The organism is Streptomyces sp. NPDC053076, assembly GCF_044546845.1.
GTDB lineage: Bacteria > Actinomycetota > Actinomycetes > Streptomycetales > Streptomycetaceae > Streptomyces.
Map to the genome: position 1 here is coordinate 577,645 of NZ_JBITZL010000002.1, position 12,442 is coordinate 590,086.

The 12,442-nt window shown below is 71.0% G+C and carries 12 protein-coding genes; 7 read left to right on the forward strand and 5 right to left on the reverse strand.

Annotation, left to right across the window (positions count from 1 at the left end):
* Positions 1-42 precede the first annotated feature (42 nt).
* Positions 43-1,059, forward strand: a complete 1,017-nt coding sequence (locus tag ACIGYR_RS09840; protein ID WP_399595942.1) for a WxL protein peptidoglycan domain-containing protein — start codon at positions 43-45, stop codon at positions 1,057-1,059.
* On the opposite strand, the gene ACIGYR_RS09845 is transcribed toward ACIGYR_RS09840, so the two are convergent.
* The gene (locus ACIGYR_RS09845; RefSeq protein WP_030344948.1) at positions 953-1,291 is read right to left on the reverse strand and encodes a P-II family nitrogen regulator; all 339 of its coding nucleotides are present in this window, start codon (positions 1,289-1,291) and stop codon (positions 953-955) included. The two genes, ACIGYR_RS09840 and ACIGYR_RS09845, sit on opposite strands and share 107 nt — an antisense overlap.
* Positions 1,288-2,598, reverse strand: coding sequence for an ammonium transporter (gene amt / locus ACIGYR_RS09850; protein WP_391838437.1), 1,311 nt, complete (start codon positions 2,596-2,598; stop codon positions 1,288-1,290). The genes ACIGYR_RS09845 and amt overlap by 4 nt, the downstream gene beginning before the upstream one ends.
* Positions 2,599-2,750: 152 nt before the next feature.
* Here amt and era point away from each other — a divergent pair, with 152 nt between their 5' ends.
* Positions 2,751-3,692: a GTPase Era gene (era, locus tag ACIGYR_RS09855; protein WP_399595941.1), complete on the forward strand. Its 942-nt coding sequence runs from the start codon at positions 2,751-2,753 to the stop codon at positions 3,690-3,692.
* Positions 3,693-4,118: 426 nt separating this feature from the next.
* Here the strand turns inward: era and ACIGYR_RS09860 are convergent, their stop codons facing one another.
* The 3 genes from ACIGYR_RS09860 to ACIGYR_RS09870 form a co-directional block, all read right to left on the reverse strand.
* Positions 4,119-5,432, reverse strand: a complete 1,314-nt coding sequence (locus ACIGYR_RS09860; protein WP_399595939.1) for a GH1 family beta-glucosidase — start codon at positions 5,430-5,432, stop codon at positions 4,119-4,121.
* Between the two features lie 103 nt (positions 5,433-5,535).
* The gene (locus tag ACIGYR_RS09865) at positions 5,536-5,802 is read right to left on the reverse strand and encodes a protealysin inhibitor emfourin (RefSeq protein WP_399595938.1); all 267 of its coding nucleotides are present in this window, start codon (positions 5,800-5,802) and stop codon (positions 5,536-5,538) included.
* A 22-nt stretch (positions 5,803-5,824) separates the two neighbouring features.
* A complete protein-coding gene (locus tag ACIGYR_RS09870; protein ID WP_399595936.1) occupies positions 5,825-6,895 on the reverse strand; it encodes a M4 family metallopeptidase in 1,071 nt (356 codons plus the stop codon).
* A gap of 335 nt (positions 6,896-7,230) precedes the next feature.
* Between ACIGYR_RS09870 and leuA the strand changes: the two genes are divergently transcribed.
* From leuA to ACIGYR_RS09895, 5 genes are all read left to right on the forward strand, one after another.
* Complete coding sequence (gene leuA, locus ACIGYR_RS09875; protein ID WP_391838449.1) at positions 7,231-8,952, forward strand: 2-isopropylmalate synthase; 1,722 nt, start codon at positions 7,231-7,233, stop codon at positions 8,950-8,952.
* 185 nt (positions 8,953-9,137) lie between these two features.
* Positions 9,138-9,833, forward strand: a complete 696-nt coding sequence (locus ACIGYR_RS09880; RefSeq protein ID WP_399595934.1) for a TerB family tellurite resistance protein — start codon at positions 9,138-9,140, stop codon at positions 9,831-9,833.
* A gap of 50 nt (positions 9,834-9,883) precedes the next feature.
* Complete coding sequence (locus ACIGYR_RS09885; protein WP_399595933.1) at positions 9,884-11,131, forward strand: exo-alpha-sialidase; 1,248 nt, start codon at positions 9,884-9,886, stop codon at positions 11,129-11,131.
* Between the two features lie 14 nt (positions 11,132-11,145).
* On the forward strand, positions 11,146-11,511 hold the full coding sequence (locus tag ACIGYR_RS09890; protein WP_399595932.1) for a DoxX family protein: 366 nt from the start codon (positions 11,146-11,148) through the stop codon (positions 11,509-11,511).
* Positions 11,508-12,431, forward strand: coding sequence for an RNA polymerase sigma-70 factor (locus ACIGYR_RS09895; RefSeq protein WP_399595930.1), 924 nt, complete (start codon positions 11,508-11,510; stop codon positions 12,429-12,431). The genes ACIGYR_RS09890 and ACIGYR_RS09895 overlap by 4 nt, the downstream gene beginning before the upstream one ends.
* Positions 12,432-12,442 lie beyond the last annotated feature (11 nt).

Sequence of the window (12,442 nt, forward strand, 5' to 3'; positions counted from 1 at the left end):
CGACCGCCACCGCCGCCCGAGCCCACGGGGAGTCACGCACCCATGCGCAAGCCGTATGTCCTCCTCCTGAGCCTGCTCTGCCTCCTCGGCCTGCCGGCCGGCACCGCCCACGCCGCCGACAACGGCAGCTGGTCCGTCTACCCGGTCGCCTCGAAGATCGCCGCGCGGCCCTACTTCGCCCTCTCCGCCGAGCCAGGCCAGACCCTCACCGACCAGGTCGCCGTCCAGAACAGGACCGGCCGGCCGCTCACCTTCCGGCTGTACGCGGCCGACGCCTACAACACCGCCCGGGACGGCGGTTTCGCCGTGCGGACCGTCCGGGAACGCATGCGCGGGGTCGGCGCCTGGGCGAAGCCCGCCAAGCCCCGGATCACCGTGCCGGGACACAGGACCGTGACCGTGCCCTTCACCCTGCACGTCCCCGACGGGGCCGAGCCCGGCGACCACCCGGGAGCCATCGTCGCCCTCGACGAGCGGATCGACCCCGGCAGCGGCCGGCTCGCCCTCGGGGTGCAGCGGGCGGTCGGCGCCCGCGTCTACCTCCGCGTCGGCGGGCCCACGCTGCCCGCGCTCTCCGTCGAGCACGTACGCATCAGCCACCACCAGCCGCTGATCCCCGGCCTCGGCGACAGCACGGCGACCGTCTCCTACACCCTGCGCAACACCGGGAACGTCACCCTCGGCCCCGAAGTGGAACTGAAGGCGCGCGGACTGTTCGGCCGTACGCTGCTCCACCGGGACCTGACCCGGGTGCCCGCCGAGCTGCTGCCGGGGCAGCGCGTGCGGCTCACCGAGACCTGGCGCGGGGCACCCCAGTTCGACCGGGCTGACGTGACGCTCACCGCGAGCGCGCCGGGCACCCGCCAGTCGGCCGGCGCATCCTTCCTCGCACTGCCCCGGCTGCTCGTCGCGCTGGTGTTCGCCGCCGGTGCGCTGACCGGGGCGCTGCTGGTCAGAGCGCGTCGGGTCCGCGCTCGCCGGTCCGCACCCGCACGACCGTCTCCACCGGGACGGACCACACCTTCCCGTCCCCGATCTTCCCCGTCTGTGCGGCCCTGACGATCGCGTCGATCACGTCGTCCGCCACGGCGTCCTCCACCACGACCTCGATACGCACCTTCGGCACCAGATCGACCCGGTACTCGGCCCCCCGGTAGACCTCCGTGTGGCCGCGCTGCCGGCCGTAGCCGCTCGCCTCGGTCACGGTCAGTCCGTGCACCCCCAGCTCTTGCAGGGCGGTCTTGACCTCGTCCAGACGGTAGGGCTTGACGATGGCGGTGATGAGCTTCATGCCTGGCTCTTGACCTTCTGGGCGGGGGAGAGGACGGACGAACCGACCGGGGCGCCATGGCCCAGGACGCCGTGATCGTATGCCGTCTCGGCATGCACCGTAAGGTCCAGACCGGTGTACTCCTGCTCCTCGCTCGCCCGGAAGCCCAGCGCCCGGTCGAGCAGCTTGCCGAGGCCGTACGTCACCGTGAAGGCGTACCCGGCCACGACCAGCACGGCGAGCAGCTGCTTGCCGAGCGGGGCGAGTCCACCGCCGTAGAAGAGGCCCTCCGTGCCGCCGGTCATCGCCTTCTCGGCGAACAGGCCGATCAGCACGGTGCCGATGATCCCGCCGACCAGGTGGACGCCGACGACGTCCAGGGAGTCGTCGTAGTTCAGCTTGAACTTCCAGCCGACGGCGTACGAGCAGACGACACCGGCGGCGAGGCCCACGACGAGGGCGCCGAGCAGGGAGACCGTGCCGCAGGACGGGGTGATCGCGACCAGGCCGGCCACCGCGCCGGAGGCGGCGCCCAGGGTGGTCGGGTGGCCGTCGCGCCGCTGCTCGACGAAGAGCCAGCCGAGCAGTCCCGTGCAGCCGGCGGCGAGGGTGTTGAGGAAGGCGGCGGCGGCCAGGCCGTTCGCACCGAGCGCGGAACCCGCGTTGAAGCCGAACCAGCCGAACCACAGCAGACCGGCGCCGAGGATCACCATCGGCAGGTTGTGCGGACGCATGGCGTCCTTCCTGAAGCCCAGGCGGGGGCCGAGGACCAGGCAGAGGGCGAGGCCGGAGGCGCCGGAGGTGATCTCGACCGGCAGACCGCCGGCGAAGTCCAGCGCACCGAGATCTTCCAGGATCCAGCCGCCCGGACCCCACACCCAGTGCGTCACCGGAACGTATACGAGGAGCGCCCAGAGGGGGACGAAGACCAGCCAGGCCGAGAATTTCGTCCGGTCGGCGACCGCGCCGCTGATCAGCGCGGCGGTGATGACCGCGAAGGTCAGCTGGAAGGTGGCGAAGAGAAGGGTGGGGACCGAGCCGTGGACGCTGTCCGGGCCGAGGCCGCGCATACCGGCGTGCTCCAGCCCGCCGATCAGGCCGCCGCCGACATCGTCCCCGAAGGCGAGGGAGTACCCGGCCGCCAGCCACACCACCGTGACCAGGGCGATCGACACGAAGCTCATCATCAGCATGTTGAGGACGCTCTTCGTGCGGACCATGCCGCCGTAGAACAGGGCCAGGCCCGGTGTCATCAGCAGGACGAGGGCGGTCGCGGCGAGCAGCCAGGCGGTGTCACCGGTGTCGACATGGGCTGCGGCGAGGGTCACGGGGGTCTCCAACGCTGTGGGGGCTGCGTCAGAGGGTCACCGGTGCGCGTTTCCGGCCGCGTACAGGTGTGTTTCCGTGACGTTTCATTGCCTCAGGGTCACCGGAACCTCACGGTACGGCGGAGCTCCGTGGATCAGGGACAATGAACGCCATGAGCGTTCGCACCCCGTCATCCGAGACCGTCCACCGCGCCGGCTTCGCCTGCTTCGTGGGCCGCCCCAACGCGGGCAAGTCCACCCTCACGAACGCTCTGGTCGGGCAGAAGGTGGCGATCACCGCGAACCAGCCGCAGACCACGCGGCACACGGTGCGGGGGATCGTTCACCGGCCCGACGCCCAGCTGATCCTGGTCGACACCCCCGGGCTGCACAAACCGCGCACGCTGCTCGGCGAGCGGCTCAACGACGTCGTACGGACCACGTGGGCCGAGGTCGACGTGATCGGCTTCTGCCTCCCGGCGAACGAGAAGGTCGGTCCCGGTGACCGCTTCATCGCCAAGGAGCTGGCCGGGATCAGGAAGACGCCGAAGGTCGCCATCGTCACCAAGACCGACCTCGTGGACTCCAAGACCCTGGCCGAGCAGCTGATCGCCATCGACCAGCTGGGCAAGGAGCTGGGCATCGAGTGGGCGGAGATCGTGCCGGTGTCGGCGGTGGGGTCCAAGCAGGTGGATCTGCTGGCCGACCTGCTGATCCCGCTGCTGCCCGAGGGCCCGGCCCTCTACCCCGAGGGCGACCTCACGGACGAGCCCGAGCAGGTCATGATCGCGGAGCTCATCCGTGAGGCCGCGCTGGAAGGCGTCCGGGACGAGCTGCCGCACTCCATCGCGGTGGTCGTGGAGGAGATGCTCCCGCGCGAGGACCGGCCGGCGGACAAGCCGCTGCTGGACATCCACGCCAACGTCTACATCGAGCGGCCCAGCCAGAAGGGCATCATCATCGGCCCCAAGGGCAAGCGGCTGAAGGAGGTCGGCATCAAGTCCCGCAAGCAGATCGAGGCGCTGCTGGGGACGCCGGTCTTCCTGGACCTGCACGTGAAGGTGGCCAAGGACTGGCAGCGCGACCCTAAGCAGCTGCGCAAGCTGGGCTTCTGACCGACCTTTCCCACCCGCCCGCCCGACTCGGCCAACTGGAAGGCGACCGCCACGGGGCTTTGCCCCGGACCCCTTGGGGGTGTGGTCGTCGGGGGTGTTGTGCAGTGAGCGTTGGGCCGCTGGCCGTCTTCGCCCACCCGCCCGCCCGACTCGGCCAACTGGAAGGTGGCCGCCACGGGGCTTTGCCCCGGACCCCTTGGGGGTGTGGTCGTCGGGGGCCCTTGGGGGTGTGGCTGCCGACGGAGGCGCCAAGGAGCGGCCCTACGGTCATTTCAGAGAAGCTCCGCCATCTTGAAGTGGGTCAGCGCGGTGGCGTGGCCTCGTTTCGGGGTGCTCGTGCCGGTCGTGAGCTGCCTGCGGCAGAGCTCGTGTGGTGCGAGTTCGTATGGCCCTGACTGCCCTGACAGCCCCTGACTCGTGCCGCCCTCACCTCTGTGCCCGCAGTACCTCCCGGAACCAGTGGTAGGAGGCTTTCGGGGTGCGCTCCAGGGAGTCGTAGTCCACGTGCACCAGGCCGAAACGGCGGGCATAGCCCTCCGCCCACTCGAAGTTGTCCATCAGGGACCACACGAAGTAACCGCGTACGTCCACCCCGGCTTCCAGTGCCGCGTGCAGCGCCCGGATGTGGGCGTCCAGGTAGGCGATGCGGTCCTGGTCGTCGACGCCCTCGTAGGAGCAGCCGTTCTCGGTGATGATCACGGGCGGGAGCCGGTCGCCGTAGCGGTCGCGGAAGCCGGTGAGCAGTTCGGTGAGGCCCTCCGGGACCACCGGCCAGCCGAAGTCCGTGACCGGGCGGCCCTTGATCTCCCGTAGCGAGAAGGGGAGTTCGTCCGGGAGCGTGAGGCCGCCGTACTCGGCGTCGCCGCTCCCCGGGGCACCGACCCGGGACGGGGCGTAGTAGTTGATGCCGTACCAGTCGACCGGCTCGGCGATCACCTTCAGGTCCGCCTCCACGTCGCCCGGCATCAGCTCGCCCATGCCGCCCGGGTAGGCGCCGAGGATGACCGGCTCGGCGAACAGCCGGTTGAGGAGGGTGTCGTAGAAGGCCGCCGCCTCCACATCGGCCTGTTCCGCCGAGGCGGGCCAGACCGGGCCGTGGGAGTTGGCGATGCCGATGTCCGTGGCGCCGGCCGCGCGCAGCGCCCGTACCGCGAGGCCGTGGGCGAGGAGCTGGTGGTGGGCGACCGGGAGGGCGTCGAAGAGCAGCCGTCGGCCAGGGGCATGGGCGCCGATCGCGTGGCCGAGGAGGGTGTGCTCGGCGGGCTCGTTGAGTGTGATCCACTTCGTCACCCGGTCGCCGAGGCGCTCGGCCACCACGCCCACGTGGTCGGCGAACCTGGCCGCCGTGTCCCGCTCCAGCCAGTCCAGCGAGGCCGGTAGGTCCCAGTGGAAGAGGGTGGGGACGGGGCGTACGCCCGCCGCGCACAGCTCGTCCACCAGGCGGTCGTAGAAGTCGAGTCCGCCCTTGGCGCGCACCCTCGGCCAGGAGACCGAGAAGCGGTACGCGTCCACGCCGAGACCGGCGAGGAGGGCCACGTCCTCGGGGTAGCGGTGGTAGTGGTCGCAGGCCACCGCCGCCGTCGAGCCGTCCTTCACCCGTCCGGGCTCGGCCGTGAACGCGTCCCAGACGGACGGCTCCCGCTCCTTCGCCGCCCCCTCGATCTGATGGGCCGAGGTCGACACGCCCCACAGGAAGCCGGCCGGGAACCGGGGGATCTCGGTGCCTGCGTCAGTCGCCATGACCGGATCATCCGTACCCCCGGTAACAGAAGTCAACGCCCGGACGCGAAACGGCCGTCACACCCTTCCCCGCACGGCCGTCACGCCCTCTCCCGCACGGCCGTCACGCCCCCTCCTTCAGTACCCGTGAGACCAACTCCCGCTCGTCCTCGGTCAGTCGGGGGTCCGCCGTGTACACCGTGCGGTCGTCCACCGTGATCTCGTAGCCGAAGCCGTCCGGGACCCCCGCCGGAGGTGTGCCATGGCCGGACGCGAGGACACGTTCGGCCAGGGTCCGCCATTCGCGGGCGTCGGGCCGGCCCGAGGTGTCCACCTCGGCCCGGCGCTCGATGCCCGCGAAACCGCCCGTGCGCCGCACTCGAATTCGCATGGAACCGATGTGTAGTACAGAACTACAGGGTCCGCACCCCCACCTGCTCCCACGCCTTCTGCACGGCCCGGAGTTCGTCCCCGGCGCCGTACCGCTCCCGCGTGGCCTTCACCGCCAGCGTGGCGAAGTCGGCGAAGCCGGCGTCTTCCTTCAGTTCGCCGCCGGTCAGCACGTCGTACCAGATCTGCCCGGCCTTCTCCCAGGCGTAGCCGCCGAGGGCCGTGGCCGCCAGGTAGAAGGCGTGGTTCGGGATGCCGGAGTTGATGTGCACACCGCCGTTGTCGCGGCCGGTGCGGACGTAGCCCTCCATCGTCGCCGGCTGCGGGTCCTTGCCGAGGGCGTCGTCGTCGTACGCCGTGCCCGGGGCCTTCATCGAGCGCAGGGCGGTGCCGGTGACGCGCGGGGCGAGCAGTCCGGCGCCGATCAGCCAGTCGGCCTCGGTGGCGGTCTGGCCCAGCGTGTACTGCTTGATGAGCGAGCCGAAGACATCGGAGAGCGACTCGTTGAGCGCGCCGGACTGGCCGAAGTAGGCGAGGTTGGCCGTGTGCTGGGTGACGCCGTGGGTCAGCTCGTGGCCGATGACGTCGACCGGGATGGTGAAGTCGAGGAAGATCTCGTTGTCCCCGTCGCCGAACACCATCTGCTCGCCGTTCCAGAAGGCGTTGTCGTAGTTCTCGCCGAAGTGCACGGTGGCGTCGAGCGGCAGCCCGTTGTCGTCGATGGAGTGCCGGCCGTACGCCTTCAGGTAGAGCTCGAAGGTGGCGCCGAGGCCCGCGTAGGCCCGGTTGACGGTGGCGTCGGAGCCGGGCTCGGAGCCCTCCTCGCGGACCGTGGTGCCGGGCAGGTCCTGGGTGTGCCCGGCGTCGTAGATCGTGCGGTGCGGCCGGTCGGCGGTGGCGCCCGCGGGCGGGGCTGCGGAGGGCGCACCGATCACCGTGGTCAGGCGGCGCTTGGTGCGCTGGTAGGCGTCGTGCTCCAGGGAGCGGCGGGCCGGGCCGGAGAGCGCGGGGTCCTCGTGGCGGGCGAGCTGGTCGAGGACGTGCGGCGGCACGATCGTGCAGAAGACGGGCTCGAAGCCCCCGTTGGTCGTCATGTTCGGCACCATCGCACTGTGTGACGCAGGTGTCACTACCTGCCACCATGATTGGTGAAATACCCGGACAGGGAACGCGACGCTCCGTGACGATGTGGTAGAGCGATGTGGTGCGGCGCACTTTTTGTCCTGCTTTGCCGTGCGGTCCCGCATACTGGGACAGGCCCACGCACCCCGGAGCGGCTCGGCTAGGCTGCGGAGCATCATGCGTTTCTGGCTGCTTCTTCTTAGCTGCCGCGGCGAGGGCCTGTAGTCGAGGCCGACTCCCTCCCCGCGGAGCTTGGCGTTGCGTCGTCGGCCGTCCTTACCGGACACCCTGAGGAGCCCTACGCATCATGGCGAACCGCCAGCAGCCCAGCCCCATGCCGATCCACAAGTACGGCCGCTATGAGCAGGTCGACATCCCGGACCGCACCTGGCCCGGCAAGCGGATCACCGCCGCTCCCCGCTGGCTCTCCACCGACCTGCGCGACGGCAACCAGTCCCTGATCGACCCCATGTCGCCCGAGCGCAAGCGCCGGATGTTCGACCAGCTGGTCAAGATGGGCTACAAGGAGATCGAGGTCGGCTTCCCCGCCTCCGGCCAGACCGACTTCGACTTCGTGCGCTCGATCATCGAGGAAGAGGGCGCGATCCCGGACGACGTCACCATCTCCGTGCTGACCCAGGCCCGCGAGGACCTGATCGAGCGGACGGTGGAGTCCCTGAAGGGCGCCAAGCGGGCCACCGTCCACCTGTACAACGCCACGGCCCCCGTGTTCCGCCGGGTGGTGTTCCGCGGCTCCAAGGACGACATCAAGCAGATCGCCGTCGACGGCACCCGCCTGGTGATGGAGTACGCCGAGAAACTGCTGGGCCCGGAGACCGAGTTCGGCTACCAGTACTCGCCGGAGATCTTCACCGACACCGAGCTGGACTTCGCGCTGGAGGTCTGCGAGGCGGTCATGGACGTCTACCAGCCCGGCCCGGGCCGCGAGATCATCCTCAACCTGCCCGCCACCGTGGAGCGTTCGACGCCCTCCACGCACGCGGACCGCTTCGAGTGGATGCACCGCAACCTCTCCCGCCGCGAGTACGTCTGCCTGTCCGTCCACCCGCACAACGACCGCGGTACGGCCGTGGCCGCCGCAGAGCTGGCCGTGATGGCCGGCGCCGACCGCGTCGAGGGCTGCCTGTTCGGGCAGGGCGAGCGCACCGGCAACGTCGACCTGGTCACCCTGGGCATGAACCTGTTCTCCCAGGGCGTCGACCCGCAGATCGACTTCTCCGACATCGACGAGATCCGTCGTACGTGGGAGTACTGCAACCAGATGGAGGTCCACCCGCGCCACCCGTACGTGGGCGACCTGGTCTACACGTCCTTCTCCGGCTCCCACCAGGACGCCATCAAAAAGGGCTTCGACGCCATGGAGGCCGACGCCGAGGCCAGGGGCGTCACCGTCGACGACATCGAGTGGGCGGTGCCGTACCTGCCGATCGACCCCAAGGACGTCGGCCGTTCCTACGAGGCCGTCATCCGCGTCAACTCGCAGTCCGGCAAGGGCGGGGTCGCTTACGTCCTGAAGAACGACCACAAGCTGGACCTGCCGCGCCGCATGCAGATCGAGTTCTCCAAGCTCATCCAGGTGAAGACCGACGCCGAGGGCGGCGAGATCACGCCGAAGGAGATCTGGGCGGCCTTCCAGGACGAGTACCTGCCGAACCCCGAGAACCCGTGGGGTCGCATCCAGGTCAAAACCGGCCAGTCCACGACGGACACCGACGGCGTCGACACCCTGACCGTCGAGGCCACCGTCGACGGCGAGGACACCGTCCTGACCGGCTCCGGCAACGGTCCGATCTCGGCCTTCTTCGACGCCCTGCAGTCCCTCGGCATCGACGTACGCCTGCTGGACTACCAGGAGCACACGATGAGCGAGGGCGCCTCCGCACAGGCCGCCTCCTACATCGAATGCGCGATCGGCGACAAGGTTCTGTGGGGTATCGGCATCGATGCGAACACGACGCGTGCGTCGCTGAAGGCGGTCGTCTCCGCGGTGAACCGCGCGACCCGCTGACCCCGTCCGACCGGGTCTTTCGACGCCCCGACCGCCACATCCGGCGGCCGGGGCGTCGTCGATTGTCAGCCATCGTGCCCCTCAGGTCACGGAAAGGTCTCTTACGGGGTACTGACTACACCTCGGTGATGTGGCTAACATCACGCCAGCACGGCGATGTGGCCGCGCGGTTACGGAGGTGCGACGTGCTGCCAGTACGGGGACGAGACGGCCGTGCCACCAGGGTTGTGCGCATCCTGGGCACCCGCACCGCGTGGACGCCCGTCGGGGACGGCGAGTTCTTCTGCCCCGGCTGCGGCGGCGACCGCAACTACCAGCGGCTCACCGGCCGCCGCAGGCTCACCCTCCTCGGGGTGCCCGTCCTGCCGCGCGGCGCCACCGGACCGGTCGTCGAGTGCGCGGCCTGCCGGCACCACTTCGGCACCGAGGTCCTGGACCACCCCACCACCCGCCGCTTCTCCGCGATGCTCCGCGACGCCGTGCACACCGTCGCCCTCGCGGTGCTCGCGGCGGGCGGCACCAGTTCCCGTCCGGCCCTGGAGACGGCCGCCGCGGCGGTCCGCGCAGCCGGCTTCGCCGACTGCACGGAGGACCAGCTGGCCGCCCTGGTCGAGGCCCTCGCCGCCGACACCGGCCGGTTCTTCGGGCAGCCCTGCGGCGCCGGGCTGACCATAGAGCTGCACGAGGCCCTGGACCCGCTCGCCCCCCACCTGGCCCCGTCCGGCCGCGAGTCCCTGCTCCTCCAGGCCGCCCGCATCGCCCTCGCCGACGGCCCCTACACCCCAGCCGAACGCGACGCCCTCGCCACCGTCGGCGCGGCCCTCACGATCTGCGCCGACGACGTGACCCGTCTGCTGGCGGCGGCCCGGACACCGTCCTGACCACCCTTACGGAGTAAGACCGGCACCGTCATCGCGGGCAGCATCAGGGCGTGAACCCGCGCAGCCGCTCCCTCCTCACCAGCCTGGTGCTCCTCACCTCGCTCACCGTCCGGACACCCGCGCACGCCGCGCCCGGCGGCTGCGATGCCTCCGAGCCGTACGTCTCCGGGCAGGGCGGCTACGCCGTCTACCGCATCCCGGCCGTGGTGAAGACCCTGCACGGCACCGTCCTGGCCTTCGCCGAGGGCCGGCGCGGCGGCGCCGGGGACACCGGTGACATCGACGTCGTCCTGCGCCGCTCCGCCGACGACGGCTGCACCTGGGGCCCGCTGACCGTGGTGACCGCCGGGCACGGCCACACCCGGGGCAACCCGGCGCCCGTCGTCGACCCGCGCACCGGCGCCGTCGTCCTGGTGACCTGTGCCAACGACGGAGCCGTGACGGAGGCACAGATCATGCGCGGCGAGGTGGCACCGGGGCAGGGCCGCCGGGTGTTCGTACAGCGCAGCTGGGACGACGGCCGGCGCTTCACGGCCCCCCGGGACATCACGGCCGAGGTGACGCGACCTGGCTGGCGCTGGTACGCCACCGGCCCCGGCCACGCGGTCGCGCTCACCCGGGGCCCGCACTCCGGCCGGCTGCTGATCCCGGCCAACCACTCCGCGGCCCCGCCCGCCGGCTCCCGCGACACCGGACAGGAGGCCAGGTACTACGGCGGCCACGCCCTCTACAGCGACGACGGCGGTCGCGACTGGCACCTCGGTTTCGTGGACGACGGATACGACGGCGTGACCAACGCCAACGAGACCAGCGCCGCCCAGCTCCCGGACGGCCGCGTCTACTTCAGCTCCCGGGACCAGAACGGCACCGCACCCGGCAACCGGCTCGACACCTACTCCAGCGACGGCGGCCGCACCCTGGACCGCCCCTACGCCGTCCAGCCGGCCCTGAACGCCGTTCCCGTGGTCCACGGCAGCGTCCTGCAGTCCCGGGGCTGGAGCGCGCCCCTGGTCTTCTCGGCGCCCTCCGTGCCGACCGCCCGCCGCGCCCTGGCCCTCTGGTCCAGCGCGGACGCCGGCCACACCTTCACCGGGCTCGGCACCCTCACGGCCCGCCCGGCCGCCTACTCCGACCTCGTCCAGCTCGCCCCCGGCACGATCGGCGTCCTCTACGAGACCGGCGCCAAAAGCCCGTACGAGTCCCTGGAGTTCCGCAGACTCCGCCTTCCCCAGCGGCCACCGGCGGCATGTCACGGGCGGGATCGCTGTCTCGTCCAAGGAGGTGCGAACCTTCCCTGACCGAGGAGCGGATGATGAACCTGGCCCTGTGGACCGCCGCCGGACTGCTGGCCGCCGTGGCCCTGCTCGGCGGTGTCACCAAGACGTTCGTGCCCAAGGAGACACTGGCCGCCGTGCACGGCGGGGGATGGACCGGGCAGGCCGGCACCGGCTTCGTGAAGACCCTCGGGGTTCTGGAAATCCTGGCCGCGGCCGGCCTGGTCCTGCCCTCCACGCTCGGCGTCGCACCGGTACTGGTGCCGGTGACCGCCGTCTGCTGGACGTTGCTGATGGCCGGTGCGATGATCACCCACGGCCGGCGCGGCGAGTTCGCGTTCGTGCTGCTGAACCTGGTCTACCTGGCCATCGCGGGCTTCATCGCGTGGGGGCGTCTCGTATGAGCAGAGCCGAGGAGTTCGAGGAGCTGCGGCCCCTGCTGTTCTCCATCGCCTACCGGGTCCTGGGCAGCGTGAGCGAGGCCGAGGACGCCGTCCAGGAGACCTGGCTGCGCTTCTCGGCCTCCCCGACCCGGCCCAGGTCGGTCAAGGCGTTCCTGTCGGCCACGGTGACCCGGCTCTCCATCGACGTGCTGCGCTCCGCCCGGGTCCGGCGGGAGGCGTACGTCGGGCCGTGGTTCCCCGAGCCGCTGCTCGCCGACCCCTACGAGGACCCGGCGCGGTCGGCGGAGCTGGCCGACTCCGTGTCGATGGCGGCCCTGCTGCTGCTCGAACGCCTCAGCCCGCTGGAGCGGGCCGTCTTCGTGCTGCGGGAGGTGTTCGACTTCGGTTTTCCCGAGATCGCCTCGGCGGTGGGGCGTTCGGAGGCGGCCTGCCGCCAGCTGGTGGTACGGGCGCGGCGCCACATGAGCGAGAACCGGCCCCGCTTCGAGGCGGACCGCACCGAGCGGGAGGAACTGGCGTCCCGGTTCTTCGACGCCCTCCGCGAGGGCGACGTCACCGGGCTGCGGGAACTGCTCTCCGCCGATGTGTCGATGGCCGGCGACGGCGGCGGCAAGGCACCGCAGCTGGCCCGGGCGGTCATGGGCGCCGAGCACGTGTCCCGGGTGCTCGGCACCGTCTTCCCCCGGCTGGCCCTGCTCGACGTGACGTTCGAGCCGCACCAGGTCAACGGCCAGCCGGGCGCGATCTTCCGCGACCGGGAGGGCAAGGTGCTGCACACCATGACCCTCGACGTGCTCGACGGACGGATCCAGGCGATCCGTCTGGTGATCAACCCCGACAAGCTCGGGCACATGGGCCCGGTCGCGGACGCCTGGGCGGTCCACCACGAACTGCGCCGGACCCACCGGAGCCCGCGATGAGCGCCCTGCGC